This window comes from Fructilactobacillus sp. X7R4C1 (genome assembly GCF_059901115.1).
On sequence record NZ_JBWXVD010000002.1, the window covers coordinates 230,349 to 254,348 of the forward strand.

Here is a 24,000-nt window from a genome sequence, read left to right on the forward strand (position 1 = left end):
TAAGTTAATCTTGAATTTTCTTCTGTGAATCAGGCCAAACCATGTCATCAAAATTACGATAATAAATGGTTAACAGGTTATATTCAGTTACATAGTTAACTATCTTTTCTAAAAGTTCCAAGTCGTAATCAGAAATAACATAGATTGGTTGCGATCGCTCCTGTTGATACTTCTTCTTAGAACTCAAAAACCAATTGTACTCTTTATCAAAAGTGTTATTAACAATCATCATCCAGTAGCGAGTCTTAGGAATTCGCAAAAATAGATGATTAATATGGGATAAAACTTGATTCCCAATAAAAATCACATCATTACTCATAAGAATTGCCTCCATTGTGTCCGCCGACCAAATTAGATCTTGAAATTGCGGTAGCACCGACACACAAACTATTGGCATTTAATAAAGCCGTGTTACCAAACCGTTTTCGAATTTGATCACCGGTTTTATTTAACACATTTTGCTTAATCATATTTTGATTATCCTTAAATAGGTTTAATTGTTCTCCAACCTTATTTGAGAGATGACTGTAGTCAACTCCAATATTTCGCACAACTTCACCGTGCCAGTTTCTTTCAAACAATTCAATTAAATAACGACCAAGGTCATGATCATCATCTGTTGGTTCAACTTTCATTGACTGAGAAAAACCATTGCTACCAGTAAGCTGTTTTATTGAAAAAGAAAAGCCAACCCATAACGTCACACATCCGACTTGCAGTCCATGATTACGAATTCGTGAAGCAACCTGACTCGCAATTTCTCTAATAACAACTTCAATATCATCCCGTTTAACGTAATCACGTGGAAGTACCTGAGAATTACTGTAACTTTTTTCTTTAGCATGCAGGGGTTGTCTCAAGTTACTTCGATCAATTCCCCATGCAGTGGCAAATAGCTGTAATCCAATGACTCCCATTTTTTCTTTCAACAGATACGGGTTAGCATGCGCCAATTCATACATATTATTAATATGAAGTCGCTTTAGATGGACTTTTGTTCTTTTTCCAATTCCCCAAACATCCGTTAATCTATTGATATTCCAAATCTTATCAGGAACATCTTCGTAATGAATCTCACCAATCAGGTCGTAATCATGCTTCGCATAAACGTCTAACGCTAGCTTAGCTTGAACGGGATTGTCACCAATCCCAACCGTTGTATACAGTCCTAAACGGCTTCTGACCTCCTCTTGAATTTTAAGAGCCACTTCCCTCAAACTACTACCAAACAACCTCCAAGTATGAGTCATATCCAATAATGACTCGTCAATTGAGTATGGCAAAATGTCATGTTCATCGGTAAATTCAGCAAAAATATCATTAATTTGTAGATTCTTTTCAATGTATAAGTTCATTCGTGGAGGAACAATCAACAACCTCTCATCGTCAGGAAGATCACGCTGACGACTAACGTTGCTAATCCCAAATAACTTTTTTGCCATAGGAGAAGCTGCCAGTATTAATCCGCCATTTGTATTAGCTTGTTCCGACATAACCACCAAAATCGAACGAAGTGGATTAAGTCCACGTTTAACACTCTCACAACTTGCATAAAAAGACTTATTATCAATGAAAAAGTAAACACCATGAGGTTCATCATCATAATTCAAAATATCACCTACCCGAACATCTGTTCGTATTAAATATTACTATCTTTCATTTGCTTTGTAAATATAATTTTTTGCTTTTATTTTTTATGATATTCTAATTATATTAAGTAGAAACGGAGCATAATAACCATGCATCGAATCAAGAAAGCAATAATATTAATCGGCTGTACCTCATTACTATTCACTACTCCGGCAGTAATTCTGTCTGCTTCAAAATCTAGTAGATCAGAATTAATTTCCCAGAAAAAAGCACTCATTGAACAGAATCAACAACTATCAAAACAGATCAATCATACGGAAAATGATCTAAACAGTAGATATGTATCGATTAACCCAGTCTCAAATGTCAAAACAGTCGACCCCGATGCCTTAAAAACAAGACCTACACCAAAGCATCAAAATCAAAGTAATAGCAATGACATCAATACTTCAAACGCTCAGCGAGTCGTTGGAAATAAAAATTCACACATTTATCATGTCCCCGGCCAAACTGGTTACAACATGAACAGCCAAAACATCATCTACTTTAACTCGGAGGCAGACGCACAAGCAGCTGGATATCGGAGGGCTAAACGATGAAAAAGTTCCTACTATTTCCAATCATAATATTATCCTTATTACTTGCTGGATGTTCACAACAAACCAATTCAAACGAACACAAAAGCCTTCATGATAATGAAAATACCCAGCAACTTGAAAAAAGCATTAATCAACTTCAAGGGCAACTTGACACTAAAAAATCAAAACTTAAAAAACTTCAATACCAATTGAAACATGCACCAGATTTAAAATTAAGTGATTTAAATTACGACGGAAATCAAGAAGTAGAAGTTGATCACAATAATCCTAATTTTTCTACTGAAGAATTGCATAATAAACGCCCCTGGTTACGATTTAGTAACCTTGATCATCTTAACCGAGCCACCGATGCTAACGGTATGTTAAACGTTAAAACAATGCCCACTAAGAAACGTGAACCACTTACCTTTAATCCCACTGGATGGCACAATAAACACACCAACAGTGGTTGGTTATATAACCGAAGTCATCTGATTGGTTACCAACTATGTGGTGAAAACAATAATCCCAAAAACTTAATAACTGGGACAAGAACGTTAAATTCCCCATTAATGCTTTATCATGAGGATGATATTGCTACTTATCTAAAAGAAAATCCAAATAACTACGTTAGATATCAGGTCACTCCGATTTATCGAAATAATGAATTACTTAGTCGTGGTATCCAAATGAGAGCCCAATCAGTCGGAAGTAATCAAATTCACTTTAACGTGTACATTTTTAACGTCGAGCCAGGATACAATATTAATTATCAAACTGGATACAGTACCAAATCATAAAAAAGGACAGTGACCATCTAGTCACTGTCCTTTCAATTTAAATATTAATGATTGGTTGGTTTCGTATGGAACCATGCAATGTTTTTGTCAAAGAAGCTTAACAAGTCATTACATAAGTACAAAATGTAAGTTAAGAATAACGTCCAATTGGCACCACCCTGATATGCAGTAATGCCCCACAGAATAATCGAGAAAATCCCCTGGGCAAGCCAGAAATAATAAGTATCTCGAAACCTTAAAGTCGTAAGTAAAGCACCAGTAATTCCAATTGTGGCCGCAAAACTATCTACAAAAGGACGAGGGCTGTCACTGTATCCATGCTCCCAGGCATATAAAACTCCTAATACTACAACAAAGAAAAGAGCTGTCAACCCCCAATTCATAAACGTTTTTTTAAGGTTACCCTTAACAGTCAATTTCTTAATATGTTCATCAACATTAGTAGCCCAACTAGGAATTAACAAGACCGGAATATCCAAAAGTACAATGTATGTAGTTTGGAGAATAATATCATTGTAATTCTTAGCAGTGAATGCGACGTAAATATAAATCAAAGCACTAATCAAACCAAAAATTCCATTTAATGGTTTCGTATTAGTAATTGAAATGGTAGTAGTAAATCCGAGCATCCCCGCTAACATCGTCATAATCGCAATAAACGAAAGTGGTTGTGTGACAGTTGATCCAGCAATTACTCCCAAACCAAATAGGAGCAACAAATAACTTTTAAAGCTCCAACCTTTCATCTGATTGACATACCAATTAGGCTTTAATATGTCATAAGCCGCAATGTTGTTTTTCTCTGACATAAATAATCATCCCTTCGACAAATTTGAATTCACTTTTCATCATTACACACTTATAATCTCTAAACAAATTTACTAACAACCCTAACTTTTATAAATTGGCCCAACATTGGTCCATAAAAAAATTTTTTTATTTTTATAGCTTCATTTTTTATTCGATCCTAAGAGAGAAATTGATAAAAAAATTCAAAGTGTGACAAATTAAGGTAAATGTATCATTTATAAAATATAAAAGATATTGTAAATGCAAACAAAAAATATGTATAATGAATAATGAAGTATAAAGGAGGAAATAACATGCTAGTAAATGTCCCATTTGCAATCAAAGCCGATGGAGTTCATGATCTTAGAAAAGTTACCGTAAAAATGCCATCTGGTGAAAAAGTAGAATTAGACGCCGTCACCCTTGACGATATTGATCGTGATCATGAACATCTTTTAACCATTACGAAAGACGTTAAACATGAATTGGGAGCTCCTGGTGAAAGTATTTCCTTTGATGAATTCGGTGAAAAGAACTCATTCCCATCAAATAATACGGTTGTGTTCATGGCAATTCCAAAATAAAAAGAAGTACTACCTAACAGATAGTACTTCTTTGGTAAATAAGCATCATAATTATGAGAATTCCCTGGTAAAATTTCGTAAAGTGTGATTAAATATAGAGTGTAGATTAGAGAGGTAATAAATTTCTGTCACATTCTCAACATTCACATCAGCTAAGGCTTTCCACTCCTACTGCTTATTAGTCTTAGACACGTGTGCTCTTTTATTTCATAGATCTTTACTTATTAGATTGTTACTTCTCATAACTATGCTACAGTTCTTGAACCTCTCTAATCGTAGAAAGCACTCTATTTGAGTGCTTTTTTTGTACATTCAAATCCCCTGGCGTGAATTCTTTAATCTTTACCTTACTTTTACAGTATATTATATTAGCTGTTACTAATCAAGTATATAAGTAAAAAATATCAAAATATACTCCTTATAAGAGAACACAAAGACTAATCATAAAGCAATTTTTATCTTATAAAAAATTTTTCTAAGAAATTTTTACAATTATATTGTTTCCCATATCACATATCTTAACACCCATGACAACGGGATTAATAGTGGCAATTCATAATTAAAAACAAAGAACCCTTTCGTTTGATAGTTGGAAAAGTTAGTCATATCACTTCATTAGTGTACTCAATCCAATTGTGTAATCCATAACATTAACTAATGATTTTCATAATCATAATACCGGCATTTCATGAAATTTATTAACAATTAACGGAAAGAATAATATCATTTAAACTAAAAAACCACTATTCTATAATAGTGGTTTTTAGTACTAAATAAAATAATAAATTTTAATTTTTAAAATATCATAATTATTATTTAAAAAGCGGTTCGTGGGCCATATTTACATGTTCAACATTTCCCTCCATGAAAACTTCTCCTTCTGGTCGAAAACCAAATGAAGCATATAAATTTTCAACGTATTTTTGTGCCTCAATAATAATCTCTTTATGAGGATATTTTTCTTTAATAACCCTCATCACACTTTGAACTAATTTTGTTCCCAAATGTTTCCCACGTTGTTCGGCAGAAACAGCAATTCTTCCAAAAGTTATATAGTAATCTTGTTTATATATTCGACCATAAGCAATAACGTGATTTTGATCGTTAAGCAAAAAAACATGCCATGCCTTCTTGTCATTATCATCAATATCCTGCAAAGTAATCTTTTGTTCTACTACAAACACTTCGCATCTCAGTTGATAAATATCAAATAATTCGTTCAAAGTTAATTGATCAAATGACTTTACCATCCACATATATTCACTTCCAATCATCAAATTTAACTTATTATAACCCATAATTGTTAGTATCAAAAAAGCGGCAACTACTATTTGTCGCTTTTTTGGTCTTCATCAGTTTGTAAGACAGCCATGAAGGCTTCTTGAGGAATATCAACCTTTCCAACCGCTTTCATCCGCTTTTTCCCACGTTTTTGCTTCTCAAGTAACTTCGCTCTTCGATCAGGGTCACCAGTATGAATTCTAGACGTCACATCTTTTCGATAAGCTTTAATATTAGTTCTAGCAATAATGGTAGCGCCAATTGCTGCTTGAATTGGAATTTCAAAATTTTGTCTTGGAATAATACTCTTGAGTTTTTTAACAATTTCACGACTTCGGCCGGCAGCAAACTGTTTATGGGAAATAAAACTTAAAGCATCGACCTTATCACCGTTCAATAGAATATCCACTTTAACTAGATCACTTTGTCGATACTCAGATAATTCATAGTCAAGTGATGCATAACCATGCGTACTTGATTTTAATTTGTCGAAAAAATTAAAAATAATTTCCGATAATGGCATTTGATAAATGACATTCACTCTGGCATCGTCTAGATACTCCATCGTGACAAACTGACCACGTCGATCTTGACACATTTCCATCACAGCACCAACATAATCGTTTGGCACCATGATACTAGCCTTAACAAATGGTTCCTTAATATCCTTAATTGCTGATACATCCGGCATTTCAGATGGATTTTCCACTTCAAGTGTACTTCCATCATTTAAATCCACATGATAAGTTACTGATGGAGCCGTAGTAATTAAATCCAGCCCAAACTCACGTTCCAGACGTTCCTGAACCACGTCCATGTGAAGTAATCCAAGGAACCCACAACGAAATCCAAAGCCCAGTGCTTCAGACGATTCCGGCTCAAATTCAAGTGAAGCATCGTTTAATTTAAGTTTTTCAAGTGCTTCCCTTAAATCACCAAACTTCGCATTATCAGTTGGATACAATCCAGCATAAACCATGGGAATCATTTCACGGTATCCTGGTAGAGCTTTATCAGTTGGATTGTTTGCGTCAGTAACTGTATCGCCAACTCTCGTTTTAGCGATATCTTTAATGCTGGCAGTAATGTATCCCACATCCCCAGCCATTAAGTACTTTCGTTGAAGTGGCTTCGGCGAGTTAACACCAACTTCTGTGACTTCATATTCACTTCCACTGTTCATCAAGCGAATTTGATCTCCAGGCTTTACGACACCATCGTACAAACGAACACTTAGTACTACGCCCCGATAATCATCGTAAACTGAATCAAAAACCAACGCCTTGAGCGGACCCTCAATATTTCCCTCAGGAGCAGGAATTTTTTTAACAATTTCCTCTAATAAGTTCTCAACCCCGAGTCCAGTCTTGGCACTAATCTCAACCGCATCAGAGGTATCCAATCCAATCACATCTTCAATCTCTTTTTTAGTTTTCTCGGGCTCTGCTGAAGGCAAATCAATTTTATTAATGACAGGAATAATTTCAAGATCATCATCCAAAGCCAAATAAACGTTAGCTAAGGTTTGGGCTTGAACTCCTTGAGTGGCATCAACAACCAGTAAGGCACCCTCACAAGCAGCCAGACTTCTAGAAACTTCATAAGAAAAGTCTACGTGTCCGGGAGTATCAATCAAATGAAATACATAATCAATCCCATCCTTACCATGATAAGTTAACTCAACCGCATTTAACTTGATGGTAATTCCACGTTCCCGTTCCAAATCCATATTATCCAAAATTTGATCTTGCATGTCCCTTTTAGAAACAGTGTCAGTCAACTCCAAAATTCGGTCGGCTAAAGTTGACTTACCGTGATCAATATGAGCAACAATAGCAAAATTTCTCGTCCGACGTTGCTTTTCCTTCATTTTTTTATAATCCACGATATTTTCCTACTTTCATTATTAATTCGTCCAAGTCGTTACTATTATTATAACAACCCGATATATGTATAACAAACAAATAAAGGAGCGGTTATTAAACCGCTCCTTTATTTGTTTATTTAAAAGCATCTTTCATTTTATCAAAGAAATTCTTGCCTTCTTCAACATTAGTATCACCACTAGCTTCAGCTAAAGCTTGTAAAGCAACTTTTTGTTTAGAGTTAAGTTTTTTTGGCGTCTGAACCTTAACTTTTACCATTTCGTCACCATTACCATTTCCATGAAGTTTAGGCGCACCCTTTCCTCTTAAACGGAAGACCGTCCCAGTCTGGGTGCCTGCAGGAATTTTCAAATCAACGTCACCATGAACGGTTTTAACTTTAATTTCTCCACCTAAACCAGCAGTGGCAAATGAAATTGGTTGATCAAAATAGATGGTAGATCCGTCTCTTCTAAAGTACTTGCTTTGAAGAACTCTAAAGATCACGTACAAGTCACCATAAGGACCGCCATTTTCACCGGCATCACCTTGACCCTGCATGTGCATTTGCTGTCCCTCTTCAACACCAGCAGGGACCGTAACTTCAAGAGAATGTTGTTTCTCAACTTTTCCAGTACCGCCGCAGGTTGGGCACTTCTCTTTAATTACTTTTCCAGTGCCGCCACAAACGGGACATGGTTCCTGGGTCTGCATCTGACCGAGCGGGGTATTAACCGTTTTAGTAACATAACCACTTCCATGACAGTTAGAACAAGTCTCTGGTTTAGTCCCGGGCTTAGCCCCAGTGCCATGGCAGGTCGGACAAGTTTCTTCACGATTATACTTAATGGTCTTTTTAGTCCCAAAAACAGCTTCATCAAATGTAAGTGTCATCTGATATTGCAAATCTCGTCCACGACGTGGTGCAGTTGGGTCAGCTTGACGACGTCTTCCGCCACCACCAAAAATATCATTGAAAATATCAGAAAAGTCACCAAATCCGGCACCTTGTCCGCCTGCACCAGCACCGGCTCCGCCACCAAAGCCTCCAAATCCTTGGGGACCATCAGCTGAACCATACTGGTCATAATTGGCTCGTTTCTTTTTGTCACCTAAAACTTCATATGCTTCGGTTATTTCCTTAAACTTTGCCTCTGCATCTGGAGCTTTATTAATATCTGGATGGTATTTTTTTGATAATTTTCGATAGGCATGCTTAATGTCATCTTCACTGGCGCTTTTGTCCACGCCTAATACTTTGTAATAATCTTTATTAGCCATTAGTTCGCCTCCAAGCTCAAATAATACAACAAAAAGCCAAAGCCCATCAAACTGACTTTAGCTTTTCATCAATTGTTAATAGCCTCAATTGCCACAATTATTTGTTGTCATCATCATGGACTTCATGGTAGTCACCATTAACAGTATTATCATCATTTCCATTAGATGGTCCACCGTTAGCATTATTTCCACCTTGTTGTCCTTGATCAGCTTGGCCTTGGTTTTGTTGATACAATTTAACTGCTAATGCTTGAACCTTTTCGTTCAAAGCATCCTTTTTAGTCTTCATTGCATCAGTATCGCCATCTTCTTTAGCTTTTTTGAGTTCGTCTTCAGCATCCTGAGCGGCTTTAATCTCATCATCTGAAACTTTGCCTTTAACATCTTTCAATGTCTTATCAGTCTGGAAGATCAATTGGTCAACTTCATTATCTAGATCAACCTTGTTCTTCTTTTCCTTGTCAGCATCTTCATTTGCTTCGGCTTCTTTCATCATCTTATCGATTTCGTCGTCTGATAGACCATTGGAATCTTTGATGGTGATTTTTTGCTGTTTTCCAGTTCCCTTATCTTTAGCAGAAACATTTACAATTCCGTTTTTATCGATATCAAAGGTAACTTCGATTTGGGGAACACCTCTTGGTGCTGCAGGAATGTCAGTTAATTGGAAACGACCTAATGATTTATCATCAGCAGCCATTGGACGTTCACCTTGCAAAACATGAATGTCAACGGCCGTTTGATTATCAGCAGCAGTTGAGAAAGTCTGTGACTTGGAAGTTGGGATGGTTGTATTTCTATCGATTAACTTAGTGAATACACCACCCATCGTTTCAATACCAAGTGATAGTGGAGTAACATCAAGTAAAACAACGTCTTTAACGTCACCAGTAATTACTCCACCTTGAATAGCTGCACCTAAAGCAACAGCTTCATCGGGGTTGATTGAATGACTTGGTTCTTTACCAGTCCACTTTTGAACTTCCTCTTGAACAGCAGGAATTCTAGTTGAACCACCATTAAGAATTACTTGGTCAATATCACTAGCTGAAAGTCCAGCATCCTTCAAAGCATTGTCTAAAGGAGCCTTAGTCTTTTCAACTAAGTCAGAAGTTAATTCGTTAAACTTAGCACGTGTAAGCGTGGTTTGTAAATGAAGCGGACCATTTTCACCAGAAGAAATGAATGGAAGTGAGATTTCAGTTTGAGTTACACCTGACAAGTCTTTCTTAGCTTTTTCAGCAGCGTCTTTCAAACGTTGTAAAGCCATCTTATCCTTTGAAAGGTCAACCCCATTTTCCTTCTTGAAGTTATCGATTAACCAGTCCATGATTCTCTTATCAAAGTCATCCCCACCTAAGTGAGTATCACCATTAGTTGAAAGAACTTGGAAGACACCGTCACCTAATTCAAGGACGGAAACATCGAAAGTACCTCCACCTAAATCATAAACCAAGATTTTTTCATCTTTATCTTTTTTGTCTAACCCATATGCAAGTGAAGCAGCAGTAGGTTCGTTAATAATTCTCTTAACATCAAGCCCAGCAATTTTACCAGCGTCTTTAGTAGCTTGACGTTGTGCATCATTAAAGTAAGCAGGAACGGTAATAACAGCTTCACTAACAGTGTCACCAATGTAATCTTCCGCATAGCCTTTAATGTACTGAAGAATCATAGCTGAAATTTGTTGTGGAGTATATTCTTTTCCGTTTGCCTTTACTTTGTAACCTTGCTCACCCATGTGACTCTTAATTGATACAACAGTATCTGGGTTAGTAATTTCTTGACGCTTAGCAACTTCACCAACTTGAATCTCACCATCTTTAAAAGCAACTACTGATGGGGTCGTTCTTGATCCTTCTGGATTGGTAATGATTTTTGGTTCATTACCTTCCATAACGGCTGCAGCTGAATTAGTTGTTCCTAAATCAATTCCAATAACTTTATTACTTGCCATAACTTAAACCTTCTTTTTATATATTTAATAACTATTTAATTACTGTGCCACTACTACCATTGCTGGTCTTAAGACCCGATCAGCAATTTTATAACCGCTTTGAAGTACCGATACTACGGTTCCTTTTGGATGTTCATCACTTGGAGCAACCGTTTGAACAGCTTGATGAAAGCTAGGATCAAATTCCACTCCATTAGCATTAATTTCCGAAATATCATTATCCTTCAGAGCTTTTTCAAGATGTTGTTGGACCATTTCGATCCCCCTTTTGAGTTGCTTACCGTTTTCGTCAGAAACGTCAACGTCAAGAGCTCTTTTTAAATCATCCATCACAGGCACAACGTCTTTAGCAAGATCTTGTGCACCATACTTTACTAAATCAGCACGCTCTTTTTTGTTTCGATTTTGAATGTTCTGAATCTCAGCTTCTGCTCGTAAGTAGTTGTCTTGAACTGAATCTAGTTGTTGATTTAGTTCATCAATCTTTTTTGCAGAATCATCTTTCTCGTCTGTTTTGACTTCTTGCTCTGACTTACTCGATTCATCAACATTTTCCGTTTTATCATCTAAATCTTTACTTTGCTTTTCCTTCTCGCTCGCCATTTTGAACCTCCTTTTTATTTATCATAATTATCATAGTATCCATTGATTCGTTTCTGAAGTTCATCTTTAAACGCATCAACTAGACCCAAAACCTTAGGATAAGACATTCTGGTAGGGCCAATTACAGCAATCCTACCAACACCATGAATCCCAACATCATAAGTTCCAGAGATAATACTATAATTTTTCAATAAATCATTTCGTAGTTCAGAACCAATCATAACTGAAATGGGTTTGGATTCATTATCTAAAATTTTTGCCATATTCGAGTTATTTCCAAACATTGAATAAAGTGGCTTAATATTTTTTAGATCGTTCTTATCATCCATTGTATCCAATAAATTCATTCTTCCACTAACAAAGAAATGGTCTTTAAGCGATTTATTAATGACGTATTCAAAGGCTCCAACAAAGTTTTCTGAAGAAGTTAAATAGCGTCTAATTTCTTCAGGAATTGTACTTTTAAGTGCCTCTAAAACTTCCGGAATTGTCTTACCAAAAAGCTTGTCATTAACTAAATTAGTTACTTGAAGTAACTTATCTTCATCAATTTGGTGATTAGTTATAAAGGGCTGACTTTCAACTTGCCCATCATTCATCACCATAATTGCCATCACTTGGTGATCGGCTAACTTAATTAGTTGAAAATGTTGTAAAGTTTCGGTATTAGTCTGTTCTGGACTCAAAGTCATCGCGGTATAATCGGTCAAGCTGGACAAAATATCAGCAGATTGTTTAACAATATCATCAATTTGTTGAAATGTTCCTCCCAGAGCATTATGAATCAAACTTTTTTCTTCATTGCCAACCAGTACAGGATTAACCAAATTATCAATGTAATATCGATATCCTTCATTTGAAGGAACTCTTCCAGACGAAGTATGAACTTTTTGAATCAAATTTTGACCACTTAAAACCGCCATCTCATTACGAATGGTAGCCGAACTAACATTCATTGGGAGTTGATCAGCCAAGCGTTTTGATCCAATTGGAACACCATTGTTAGTATAGTCATCAACAATGTACTTTAGAATCATATCTTGTCTCTTTGTGAGCATTCTTACCACCTCTTTTAGCACTCTTTATTATCAAGTGCTAACGTACATTTATACCTTACCAAAGGTATTAAAGAACGTCAAGAAATAAGTTTACTGGTGAGAATTAATGTATTTCTTAAAATAAGATCGGGTGTTACTTTCATCAATTTTTAATTGATCAATCAACGGTTTCCGCCCCTGATATTTGACCTCGTCTCTCATTTTCGATAACCATCTAACTCTGACGTGATTACCATAGATATTTTGATCGAAATCCAAAATATTAATTTCTAAAGTAACTGGATTATCATTTCCAAACGTCTCATTTTTGCCAATTGATGCCATCGCTTTGTACCACGTACCATTAACTTCAAGCTGGACCACATACACCCCAAGTTTGGGCAACTGCTGTTTTGCCGAATACTCAACGTTAGCAGTGGGAAAGCCTAATTCACGACCACGAGCAAATCCATGAACAACCACTCCGTCATTTTCGAATTCATATCCCAAAAGATCGTTAACCGTCCGGATGTGTCCCTGTTCAAGATTTCGACGAATCCTAGTAGAACTAACCTTCTTGTCGTCCATTTCATCAGCGGCCACACTGACTACATCAAATCGCTCCCTGGCATATTGAGGGAGCTCCTTCATGCCCGCATTTTGTTCTCCATAAGTATGATCAAATCCTGCTATAACCGTATCAGCATTCAATCCAATCAAATAATTATCAACGAATTCTTGGGGATTTTGATTTTGAAAAGCAAAGTTGTAATTGATGACATAGACCACATCAACCCCCAGTTGCTCAAATAAATGTAACTTACGGTTAAGCGGGGTTAAATAACGTTTTTCATTTCCATCCAACTTTTTGTACACTAACGACGGGTGATGATCATAAGTTAAAATTGCCAAAGGAAGTTTTTTTTGTTTAGCAATTTGTTTAGCTTGATTAATCACTTTTTGATGTCCCAGGTGAACTCCATCAAAAAACCCCATTGCAATGACTTGGGGACGATTTTTTTCGTTCTTATCAAGTGGGTATGATAAATAATTGACTTCCATAATTTCCTCTAATCTAAATCAAACATTTTTTTGGGCTTATAATTATTTTCCTGTTCATTTCTATAATACAAAGCTCGATCAATATTATTATACTTTAAAACTATCACTTCATCTTGACAAGCGATCTCATCAATACTTAAAAAACCGCCATTTTGAACACGATTCCACTGCTCTTTATTAATCACAATAGTCTTAAAATCTTTAAGAGCATGTGAAATTGGAAAAACAACTTTATTGATTTGATTAGAATTCATGGCTTCTTTAATATCTTTAAAAGTTACTGTATCGCAAAGATTAAATCCACCACTTTTAGTCCGAGTTAAACTTGACATCACAGCTGGGATTCCAACTTTTTTCCCAAAATCAGTTGCCAAAGTTCTGATATAAGTTCCCTTTCCACACTTCACCTCAAAATTAAAGGTTTGGGTGTGAGTATCACGATTGTAGAAACTCGCATTGATACGAACAAATTGACTAACGTTAATTTGTCTTTTAGGACGATCAACTTTCATACCAGCACGTGCGTACTCATATAACCTTCTTCCATTCACTTTAACAGCGGAAAACATGGGAGGAATCTGGGTCGAAATCCCCAAAAATGATTTCAAGACTTCGTCAATTTCTTGATCTGTGATTGGCTGAAAATCAAAATTAGTATCAATAATTTCACCATCTAAATCCTCGGTAGTAGTGGAAAAACCTAACGTAATTGACCCACTATAAACCTTCCCTGATTGCATTAAATAATCAACTACTTTAGTGGCATGGCCCAAACAAATCGGTAAAACTCCATCTACATTAGGATCAAGTGTGCCACTATGGCCCACTCTTTTTTGTCCAATAATGTGTCGAATCTTACTCACACAATCAAAGCTCGTCATTCCCCTAGGCTTATACAAAGGGATAATTCCAGTGACCAATTCACTCACTCCTGTACCATATACGCAAAAAAGACCGGAAATAAATATTTCCAGTCAATTTTTTACTTATTTTTTTTATTTAAATTATCAATCAAACGATCAATCTTACTTCCGTATTGAATGGATCCATCCCGTTCAAAATGAATCTCTGGAGTAACGTAGATACTTAACCGATGACCTAACTCGCCTCGAATTAAACCAGTTGCTTTATCCAAGCCCTTTTGAACCTTTTCTTGTTCAGACTTCTTGTCAGATAAACTACTGTAATAAATCGTAGCTTGCTGCAAATCACCAGTAACTTCAACACCAGTAATAGTTACTCCTTGAACTCGTGGGTCACGAACACGCTTAAGTAAAATATCGTCGACTTCTTTTTGAATTTCCTGCTGTAGTCTTCCAACACGATATTGTGCCATGACAATCACTCCTTACGGTATCTACTTAGGTTGGACTTCTTTCATGTGGTATGCTTCGACTTTATCTCCAACTTTAATGTCATTATAGTTTTCAATCGTTAAACCACACTCAAAGCCTTGTTTAACCTCTTTAACATCATCTTTAAAACGCTTTAGACTACCAAGCTCTCCATCATAAATCACAACATTATCTCTAATCAGACGAACTTTGCTATCACTTTTTACGTACCCATCAAGAACCATTCCACCAGCAATCGTTCCAACTTTAGAAGCTTTATAAATTTGTCTTACTTCAATATTACCAGTAACTTCTTCTTCATAAGTTGGATCAAGCATGCCTTTCATTGCAGCTTCCACGTCATCAATGGCGTTATAGATAACTTGATAAAGACGAATATCAACCTTATCAGTTTCAGATTGAGCTTTAGCTTGCGGAGTAGGACGGACATTAAAACCAATGATGATGGCATTACTTGCTTCAGCAAGTGCAACATCACTTTCGTTCACCGCACCAACAGAAGCATGAATAACGTTAACCTTAACTCCCTCAACATCGATTTTTTTGAGGCTTCCAGCTAAGGCTTCCACTGATCCTTGTACATCAGCTTTAATAATTACGTTAACCTGTTTCATATCTTCTTGTTTCATTGAATCAAACAAGTTATCAAGAGTAACACGGTTATTTTGCTTCCGTTCTTCGATTTGGGCTTCTTTAGCTCGTTCTTCTCCAGCAGCACGAGCAGTCTTTTCGTCATTAAAGACAACAAAACGATCACCGGCTTCAGGAACATCATTTAACCCCGTAATTTCAACTGGAGTTGACGGTTTAGCATTCTTGATTTCTTTCCCGTTCTCATTAGTCATGGTTCGAACTCGACCAAAAGTGTCACCAACAACGATTGGATCCCCAACGTGCAAAGTTCCTTGTTGAACCAAAAGGGTAGCAACAGGGCCCTTACCCTTATCCAATCTTGCTTCAACGACTGAGCCAGCTCCATTTTGTTTTGGATTAGCCTTAAGTTCAAGCACATCGGACTGAAGTAAGATCATATTTAACAATTCATCAACATTAGTTCCATTTTTAGCAGAAATATCAACAAAAATCGTATCTCCACCAAAATCTTCAGGAACCAATCCATAATTCATCAATTGCTCTTTAACATGTTGTGGATTGGCATTCGGTTTATCAATTTTATTAACCGCCACAATAATTGGAGTTCCCGCTGCTTTAGCATGATCAATTGCTTCAACAGTCTGTGGCATAACACCATCATCAGCTGCCACTACCAAAACAGTCACATCGGTAATGTCAGCCCCACGAGCTCTCATGGCAGTAAAAGCAGCATGTCCTGGAGTATCAAGGAAGGTAATGGTCTTATCGCCATGTTTTAACTGATAAGCACCGATAGCTTGAGTAATCCCACCGGCTTCACCTGCTGTAATGTGTGAATGACGAAGATAATCTAGTAACGTGGTTTTACCATGATCAACGTGTCCCATGATGGTAACAACGGGTGGACGGCTTTCTTGGTAATCGGTGTTATGCTCTTCTTCATTAAAGAACTTGTCAATATCTGATACATTAACATTTTCTTTTTCTTTAGCTTCGATCCCATAATCGGTGGCAAGAAGTTCAATGGCATCCTTATCCAAGGATTGATTCTGATTAACCATCATTCCCAGCATAAATAATTTTTTAACAATCTCTGCTGGTTCCCGATGCAGTAACTTACCAAGATCCTGCGCATTCATACCATCCTGATAGATTAAAACTTTAGGTAATGGACGACTCTTACGGGTTGGCGCCGCATTCTTTTTGTGATTCTGACGAATTCGTTGATTCTTAGAATACATATTATAACGATTATCGCGACGCTTATTACGCTTCTTGCCCTTTTTATTTTTGTTGCGGTTCAAACTACCACCAAATTTTCCACTTCCGTTATTATGTGGCTTAGAAGTATTATTAACCGGCTTCTTGCTTGCACTATTTGCAGTTGCGGGACGATTACTATTCGCATGGGTCGCACTTTGACTATTATTCGTGTGCGAATGTTGACTATTTTGATGATTGTTGTGATTAAAATGATTACTTGAATTCTGATTCCGGTGCTGACCGCTAGTATGAACACCATTGCTATGAGCATTTTCTGGACGCTGATTACTTGTTTGCCCATTATTTTGATGTTTATTTACTTGTTTATGTTCAGAATTACTTGGTCGATGTTGATTGTTAGAATGATTGCTTCTACCAAAATGATTGTTATTCTGACCATTTTCATGTTTTGAAGTATTGTGACCATTACTTCCGTTACGGGAGTCAGCAGTCTTTTTTGCTGGAGCATGCCGTTGTTCACTTCCACTGGCCGCTTTCTGACTATTCTTAAGCGCGCCTCGGACGGTCTTCTCCTGATTTGAATCAAGCGATGACATATGGTTTTTAACCGTAAAACCATTTGACTTAGCAGTGTCAATCACACGTTTACTAGGTATATTAAGCTCTTTGGCTAATTCATAAATTCTTTTTTTGGCCATATAATCACACTCCTTTACTTGTATTATTTTAATTCTTTAAATTTTTTCGAAAATCCTTTATCCTTAATCGCTACGATTGATCGTTTCATCCCAATCGCCTCGCTAAGATCATCTTTAAGCATACCAGTATTAACTGGAACTTCATAGAATTTACTTTTATCGAGAAACTTCTTTTTGGTACTTGCACCGCAGTCTGATGCAATAAACAGGTAATTAATCTGTCCCTTTTTAATTGCATTCAAGACAATTCCCTCACCTGAGATTATTTTACCAGCTCGTCTTGCAATTCCCAATAAGTTTAAGACTTTATTATAATTTGTCATTATCAATCAATTCCTGTCGAGCCTGCTTATGGTCGACGTAACTAATAAGTTCATCATAAAAATCATTTGTTAAAGTTACATCAAAAACTTGATCAAGGATTTTATCCTGCTTGGCTTTTTTGGCAATTGTTACGTCAATCTTTACGTAAGCTCCTCGACCAGATTTTTTCCCAGTTGGATCGACTGACACATTACCCTCTTTATCACGAACAATTCTTACTAATTGTCGTTTAGGTGCCATTTCACCCGACACCACATCTTTTCGCATTGGCACTTTTCTTTTTCTCATAACAGTACCTCCTCAAAAATTATTCCTCGTTTTCGTCTTCATTTGATGAAACATCATCAGTAGAATGATTATCTTCACTGTCACTTTCGTCAGTGCCATCCATTTCTGATTCGGATTTAATGTCAATCTTGTATCCAGTCAGTCTAGCGGCTAACCGTGCGTTCTGACCACGTTTCCCAATTGCTAACGACAACTGGTCGTCTGGAACAACAACGGTGCAAGAACGATCGTCTCCATCTTTAAAAATAACGTCAATAACGTCAGCGGGTTTCAATGCATTGGCAATGTACTCAGCTGGATTCTCATCCCATTGGACAATGTCCATATTTTCTCCACCAAGTTCATTTACAATTGTTTGCACTCTGGTTCCTCTAGGTCCAACACTAGTTCCCACTGGATCAATATCAGAACTATTAGAACGAACAGCCACCTTAGCACGGTCGCCGGCCTCCCTTGCAATCGAGACAATTTCAACTGTTCCATCATAAATTTCGGGAACTTCTTGTTCAAAAAGTCGTTTTAGCATTCCAGGTGCAGTTCGACTTACAAAAATTTGTGGTCCCTTTGAGGAATTTTCAACGTTTGTAACATACACTTTTAACTTGTCCTGTGGACGATAAGTTTCATTTGGCATCTGATCATTTTTAGCCATCACGGCCTCAACTTGACCAAGGTTCATATACACAAAACGACTATCTTGACGTTCTACTTCAGCAGTTACAAGTTCATCTTGATACTTACTGTACTTATCATAAACGGTCTCACGTTCAGCTTCACGAACCCTTTGAGTAATAACTTGTTTAGCGGTTTGGGCAGCAATTCTTCCGAAATTCTTTGGTGTAACTTCAAACTTAATTTCGTCACCAAGCTCGTACCCTTTATTAATCTTTAAAGCTTCATCCAAGCTAACTTCTAACCGTTGATCCTCAACCTTATCAACTACTTTTTTAACAGCGTAAACATGAATACTTCCAGTTTTTTCGTCGAAGTTAACTTCGACGTTCTGAGCCTGATCAAAGTTACGTTTGTAAGCCGAAGACAATGCCGCTTCTAAGGCATCGATCACAACCTCTTTTTTTACGCCCTTTTCTTTTTCAAGTTGATCAAGCGCACTTACTAATTCTTTACTCATTTTAATCTCCTAACTAAAATTCAATTGCTAATCTAGCTTTTGAAATTAATTTTCGCGGAATTTCAAGTTCACTAATTCGCGTTTTATCTTTAATTGCTAACGTTAATTTATCATCATCAACATTTTTGAGGGTTCCCTCAAAAGACTTTTTCCCATCGAGTTTTTGATATAAAGAAACGTGGATATAATCACCAATTGCATTTTGATAATCAGACTCCCGTTTTAATGGCCGTTCAGCACCCGGCGAAGACACCTCTAAGAAGTATGGTTCGTCAAATGGATCTGGATCCAATTCATCAAGTTTTTCACTTAACTGATCACTAACCAAAACACAGTCATCCAAACTAATTCCTTGGTCTTTATCAATATAAACTCGCAAATACCAGCTTCCACCCTCTTGAACATACTCAATGTCATAAAGGTAAAAATTGTTATCATCTAAAATCGGTTGAACGGTTTTAGTAACTCTATCAATAACTTCGCTCAAATACTTTACCTCCTAAAAAATACCAATAAAAAGAGCGAGCATCCCTGCTCACTCATCAGAAGAGTTTATTATTACTGATATAACTATACCATATAACCCAAATAATATCAAAAAGCCCTAGATATCAAACAGACTTAACTGATTTTCATCGGGTAATTCACTTAAGACTCCATTTTGGGTCATAAATTCAATAATGGTTTTAGAAACTTTACCACGTTTAGCAAGATCTTCCTTTGAAATAAATGGCTTATCTTCTCGAGCCGCCACGATTTGTTTAGCAACGTTTAAACCTAGTCCAGGAATTGCTCGAAATGGTGCGATTAATTTTTTACCATCAATTAACCACTCAGAAGCGTCCGAGCGATTAATATCGACCATCTCAAATTCATAGCCCCGCTCCAACATTTCATTGGCAATTTCCAAAACAGTCAAAAGATTTTTCTCTTTAGTGGATGCTTCGGTCCCTTTATCGTTGATTGCCTTAATGCTTGATTTAACTGCTTCTTTTCCATGACTCATAGCCACAATGTCAAAATCATCAGCCCGAACAGAAAAGTAAGCGGCATAGTAAACGAGTGGAAAATAGACTTTAAAGTAAGCCACTCTTAGTGCCATTAACACATAAGCAGCCGCATGAGCTCGCGGAAACATATACTTAATCTTTAAACAAGAATCAATGTACCACTGCGGAACACCAACGTCTGTCATCTTATCCTGCCACTCATCCTTAATTCCACGACCATGTCTAACTTGTTCCATGACCTGAAATGAGGTTTCTGAATCTAACCCCCAGTTAATCAAGTCGGTCATGATATTATCACGACATCCAATCACATTCGCAATGGTAGCCGTCCCATCCTTAATCAGTTCTTCAGCATTTCCTAACCAAACATCGGTCCCGTGTGACAACCCAGAGATTTGCAATAATTCAGAAAAATTACTTGGTTTAGTTTCTTCAAGCATTCCCCGCACAAAACGCGTCCCAAATTCAGGAATTCCAAGTGTCCCTGTCTTTGAAAAAATTTGTTCAGGACTCACACCAAGAATCTTAGGACTAGCAAACAATGACATCACACCCGGATCATCCATTGGAATCGTTGTCGGATCAACTCCTGATAAATCTTGAAGCATTCTGATCATCGTTGGATCATCATGTCCCAAAATATCAATTTTTAAAATATTATCATGGATGGAATGAAAGTCAAAATGAGTCGTTTTCCATGCCGCATTTTGATCTTCGGCCGGATATTGTATTGGAGTGAAATCATAAATATCCATGTAATCTGGAACAACAATGATTCCTGCCGGATGCTGTCCAGTAGTTCTTTTAACACCAGTTGCACCCTTAGAAAGTCGATCAATTTCAGCATTTCGAAAACGTTTCCCGGTGTCCCGTTCATAAGCCTTTACGTATCCGTAAGCTGTTTTATCAGCAACGGTTCCAATCGTTCCGGCCCGATATACATTCTTTTCACCGAACAGAACCTTGGTATAATTATGCGCAATTGGTTGGTAGTCTCCAGAAAAGTTTAAATCAATATCCGGGACCTTATTTCCCTTAAATCCTAAGAAAGTTTCAAAGGGGATGTTGTGCCCATCACCAACCATAACTGTTCCACACTTTGGACACTTTTTATGTGGTAAATCAAATCCAGAACTATATTCACCTTTAGTGAAAAATTGCGAGTACTGACATTTAGGACAACGATAATGGGGAGGAAGTGGATTAACTTCAGTAATTCCAGACATAGTGGCAACTAAACTCGATCCAACTGAGCCCCTAGAACCTACTAAATATCCATCCTTGTTACTTTTAGAAACTAATCTTTGAGCAATTAAATAAATAACAGAGAAGCCGTTTCCAATGATACTTTTCAGTTCCTTATCAAGACGCTTCTGGACAATTTCAGGAAGCGGATTGCCATACAAACGATGCGCTGTATTCATCGTTCGATCTCTAATTTCGTCCTTAGCACCCTCCATTTTTGGTGTATACAACTTGTCTTTTAAGGGTTTTACATCATCAATTTCGGAAGCAATTTTATTAGTATTATCAACTATAATTTCTTCAGCTTTATCTTCACCCAGAAAATTAAAATCTTTCAACATTTCATCAGTGGTCCGAAAATGGAGATCGGGTAATTCTTGGCGATTCAGTGGGTTAGCTCCACCTTGAGAATTAATCAAGATCTTACGATAAATATAATCATGAGGATCAAGATAGTGAGCGTCACCAGTTGCTACTAACGGAATATCTAGCTCATGGGCAATTTCATACATATTACTAATAATTTCTTGTAACTTACCCCGATCACTAATTAATCCCTGATCGATTAGTGGCTGATACGCTGCTTGAGGTTGAACTTCAAGATAATCGTAAAACTTAGCCTTATCAAGCGCCTCTTTTTTACCCTTTTGCATCATCGCCGTAAACACTTCACCGCTTGAACAGGGCGATCCAATCAATAGGCCATCCCGAAACTTCTTAAGCTGACTCCTAGGAATTCGAGGAACCCGATAATAATAATCAACATGAGCAAGTGACACCAGTTTAAACAGATTCTTTAAACCAGCTTGAGTTTTCGCCAGGATAATCGCATGGAATGGACGAGCATGCTTATAAGCATCATGTTCCTCCATATGATCATTAAGCTGATCGTGATACTGAATGTTATATTTATCTTCAGCCTCTTTTAAAAAAAGATAATTTAAATGACCAGTTGATTCTGCATCATAAATCGCACGGTGATGGTGCTCTAATGAAACGTCAAACTTTTTAGCTAACGTGTTTAATCGATAACTCTTAAAATTAGGATACAGAAAACGTGCCAACGTCAAAGTATCAATAATTGGATTACTAATCCGACTCATGTCATGGCGTTCGTAACCAGTATTCATGAACCCAATATCAAAAGTAACGTTATGTCCTACAATGATTGCATCACCACAAAACTCACGGAACAACTTAAAGACTTCTTCTTCAGACTTAGAACCAGCCACCATATCATTGGTAATTGAAGTTAAATTGGTAGTTTGTTCAGACAATGGGAAACCAGGATCAATAAACTCCTCAAACTGTTCAATCACATTGTTATTTTGCATCTTTACAGCCGAAAGTTCGATAACCTTATCGTAAATTGCTGATAAACCAGTGGTTTCAACGTCAAAGACAACGTATGTAGCATCCTTTAAAGCAACATGTTTATCGTTATAAGCAATTGGTTCACCATCATCAACGACATTTGCTTCCATTCCATAAATCATTTTAATATCGTTATCAACTGCAGCATGATAGGCATCCGGAAAGGCTTGCACGTCGTCGTGATCAGTAATGGCAATTGCGGGATGACCCCATTTTTTGGCGCGACTAACATAATCACTAATCGAATTAGTAGCGTCCATCTGGCTCATGTTAGAGTGTAAGTGCAGCTCAACCCTTTTTTTATTTTCAGGGGCAGTATCTTTTCTTTCTTCGTGTTTAATTGGATTAATATCATAAGCATTAAGTGTCAATTCATGAGAGTAGTTATCTTCTTGAATGCTTCCACGGACTTTAACCCAATCTCCTACATTTAATGATGCAAATTCTTGTTCTTCGTCATCATTTTTGGAGAATTTTTTAACAACAATTGACGAAGAATAATCAGTAACCTTTAAAATCATCAATTGGCGGCCAGATCGTAATGATCGAATTTCTTTATCAAAAACATATCCACTAACCACGGCGGAACGTTCCTCTTCGGTTATGTCCACCATCTTAGTAATATCAACATCATCTTTGATTTTCTTTCCAATCATTTTAGAATGCTTACTTGGATGTGATTTGCCTGAGGAATTCTTTAGAGCCTGCATCGCCTTTTGAGCCAACTCAACGTCACGTTGTTGTTTCTTTTTCTTTAAATCATCTATTTTTTCTTGAGATGCTGTAGTATCAATCATGGTATGAATGGAAAATTTAGGAAATCCAACTCTTTGATAAGTTGATTCAATTGGTCCCAAAGCATTACCATTTAGAAAATCTTTGACGATTTCATTTTCAGCAAGAAAGGTAACTCGGTCATCAATCAGTTTTGGTAAATTATTATTACATAATTCATGCGTTAAATTTGAAGTAATTCCAGCGTGATTTACAACCCATTGCCAATAATCACCAAGCTTACGATTATCAAAACCACTATTCTTAGTTTTAATCTCGAAATCTACCTTAGCAATCCCATCGAAGGCCACACCCAAATGATGAACAAATTCTATAAACTTTTCGTAGGGCATAATTTCTGGCAAAACGAAATGAAAATGCCATCGATTTGATTTTTGATGCACATCAATTTTGTCAATTTCAGCATTTTGAAAGTAAGATTGATCAGCTGAATCTTCTAATTTAATTTGCTGAAGTAATTTACTAAATAATTCTTTTTTATTTAAACCCACTTTGATCCTCTCTTTCATTAGTTTAAAAAAGACCAGTCAAAAC

Annotated in this window: 20 protein-coding genes and 1 pseudogene; 3 read left to right on the plus strand and 18 right to left on the minus strand. The window is 36.8% G+C overall.

The window, feature by feature from the left end:
- Positions 1-4: 4 nt before the first annotated feature.
- Positions 5-319, minus strand: a complete 315-nt coding sequence (locus AC6UC9_RS03190) for an acetyl-CoA carboxylase (protein WP_500701122.1) — start codon at positions 317-319, stop codon at positions 5-7.
- Positions 312-1,610: a Y-family DNA polymerase gene (locus AC6UC9_RS03195; RefSeq protein ID WP_500701123.1), complete on the minus strand. Its 1,299-nt coding sequence runs from the start codon at positions 1,608-1,610 to the stop codon at positions 312-314. The genes AC6UC9_RS03190 and AC6UC9_RS03195 overlap by 8 nt, the downstream gene beginning before the upstream one ends.
- 450 nt (positions 1,611-2,060) lie before the next feature.
- Between AC6UC9_RS03195 and AC6UC9_RS03200 the strand changes: the two are divergent.
- A pseudogene (locus AC6UC9_RS03200) lies at positions 2,061-2,189 on the plus strand (sunset domain-containing protein); the annotation flags it as partial.
- A complete protein-coding gene (locus AC6UC9_RS03205) occupies positions 2,186-2,968 on the plus strand; it encodes a DNA/RNA non-specific endonuclease (RefSeq protein WP_500701124.1) in 783 nt (260 codons plus the stop codon). The pseudogene AC6UC9_RS03200 and the gene AC6UC9_RS03205, both read left to right, overlap by 4 nt.
- 44 nt (positions 2,969-3,012) lie before the next feature.
- Here AC6UC9_RS03205 and pnuC read toward each other — a convergent pair whose 3' ends face one another.
- A complete protein-coding gene (gene pnuC / locus AC6UC9_RS03210; RefSeq protein ID WP_500701125.1) occupies positions 3,013-3,777 on the minus strand; it encodes a nicotinamide riboside transporter PnuC in 765 nt (254 codons plus the stop codon).
- Positions 3,778-4,071: 294 nt separating this feature from the next.
- Here pnuC and AC6UC9_RS03215 point away from each other — a divergent pair, with 294 nt between their 5' ends.
- Positions 4,072-4,341 carry a hypothetical protein gene (locus AC6UC9_RS03215; protein ID WP_500701126.1) on the plus strand — a complete coding sequence of 90 codons (270 nt, stop codon included), beginning with the start codon at positions 4,072-4,074 and terminating at the stop codon, positions 4,339-4,341.
- An 812-nt stretch (positions 4,342-5,153) separates the two neighbouring features.
- On the opposite strand, the gene AC6UC9_RS03220 is transcribed toward AC6UC9_RS03215, so the two are convergent.
- The 15 genes from AC6UC9_RS03220 to AC6UC9_RS03290 form a co-directional block, all read right to left on the minus strand.
- The gene (locus tag AC6UC9_RS03220; RefSeq protein WP_500701127.1) at positions 5,154-5,639 is read right to left on the minus strand and encodes a GNAT family N-acetyltransferase; all 486 of its coding nucleotides are present in this window, start codon (positions 5,637-5,639) and stop codon (positions 5,154-5,156) included.
- Between the two features lie 29 nt (positions 5,640-5,668).
- The gene (lepA, locus tag AC6UC9_RS03225) at positions 5,669-7,507 is read right to left on the minus strand and encodes a translation elongation factor 4 (protein WP_500701128.1); all 1,839 of its coding nucleotides are present in this window, start codon (positions 7,505-7,507) and stop codon (positions 5,669-5,671) included.
- Positions 7,508-7,622: 115 nt separating this feature from the next.
- The gene (dnaJ, locus tag AC6UC9_RS03230; RefSeq protein ID WP_500693833.1) at positions 7,623-8,768 is read right to left on the minus strand and encodes a molecular chaperone DnaJ; all 1,146 of its coding nucleotides are present in this window, start codon (positions 8,766-8,768) and stop codon (positions 7,623-7,625) included.
- Between the two features lie 97 nt (positions 8,769-8,865).
- On the minus strand, positions 8,866-10,725 hold the full coding sequence (gene dnaK / locus AC6UC9_RS03235) for a molecular chaperone DnaK (RefSeq protein ID WP_500701129.1): 1,860 nt from the start codon (positions 10,723-10,725) through the stop codon (positions 8,866-8,868).
- Between the two features lie 39 nt (positions 10,726-10,764).
- Positions 10,765-11,346 (minus strand): nucleotide exchange factor GrpE, encoded by a 582-nt coding sequence (gene grpE / locus AC6UC9_RS03240; RefSeq protein ID WP_500701191.1) that lies wholly within the window; start codon positions 11,344-11,346, stop codon positions 10,765-10,767.
- Positions 11,343-12,386: a heat-inducible transcriptional repressor HrcA gene (gene hrcA / locus AC6UC9_RS03245; RefSeq protein WP_500701130.1), complete on the minus strand. Its 1,044-nt coding sequence runs from the start codon at positions 12,384-12,386 to the stop codon at positions 11,343-11,345. Before hrcA ends, grpE begins: the two co-directional genes overlap by 4 nt.
- A 90-nt stretch (positions 12,387-12,476) precedes the next feature.
- Positions 12,477-13,427, minus strand: coding sequence for a riboflavin biosynthesis protein RibF (ribF, locus tag AC6UC9_RS03250; RefSeq protein WP_500701131.1), 951 nt, complete (start codon positions 13,425-13,427; stop codon positions 12,477-12,479).
- An 8-nt stretch (positions 13,428-13,435) separates the two neighbouring features.
- Entirely contained in the window at positions 13,436-14,347 is a 912-nt protein-coding gene (truB, locus tag AC6UC9_RS03255; protein WP_500701132.1) for a tRNA pseudouridine(55) synthase TruB, read from the minus strand.
- A 62-nt stretch (positions 14,348-14,409) separates the two neighbouring features.
- Positions 14,410-14,763 carry a 30S ribosome-binding factor RbfA gene (rbfA, locus tag AC6UC9_RS03260; protein ID WP_500693838.1) on the minus strand — a complete coding sequence of 118 codons (354 nt, stop codon included), beginning with the start codon at positions 14,761-14,763 and terminating at the stop codon, positions 14,410-14,412.
- Positions 14,764-14,784: 21 nt separating this feature from the next.
- Entirely contained in the window at positions 14,785-17,298 is a 2,514-nt protein-coding gene (gene infB, locus AC6UC9_RS03265; RefSeq protein ID WP_500701133.1) for a translation initiation factor IF-2, read from the minus strand.
- Between the two features lie 23 nt (positions 17,299-17,321).
- Complete coding sequence (locus AC6UC9_RS03270) at positions 17,322-17,621, minus strand: L7Ae/L30e/S12e/Gadd45 family ribosomal protein (RefSeq protein ID WP_500701134.1); 300 nt, start codon at positions 17,619-17,621, stop codon at positions 17,322-17,324.
- Entirely contained in the window at positions 17,608-17,910 is a 303-nt protein-coding gene (gene rnpM, locus AC6UC9_RS03275) for an RNase P modulator RnpM (RefSeq protein WP_500693841.1), read from the minus strand. Before rnpM ends, AC6UC9_RS03270 begins: the two co-directional genes overlap by 14 nt.
- Positions 17,911-17,929: 19 nt before the next feature.
- A complete protein-coding gene (gene nusA / locus AC6UC9_RS03280) occupies positions 17,930-19,042 on the minus strand; it encodes a transcription termination factor NusA (protein WP_500695578.1) in 1,113 nt (370 codons plus the stop codon).
- Between the two features lie 13 nt (positions 19,043-19,055).
- A complete protein-coding gene (rimP, locus tag AC6UC9_RS03285; protein WP_500701135.1) occupies positions 19,056-19,529 on the minus strand; it encodes a ribosome maturation factor RimP in 474 nt (157 codons plus the stop codon).
- A gap of 117 nt (positions 19,530-19,646) precedes the next feature.
- Complete coding sequence (locus AC6UC9_RS03290) at positions 19,647-23,957, minus strand: PolC-type DNA polymerase III (protein ID WP_500701136.1); 4,311 nt, start codon at positions 23,955-23,957, stop codon at positions 19,647-19,649.
- Between the last annotated feature and the right edge of the window lie 43 nt (positions 23,958-24,000).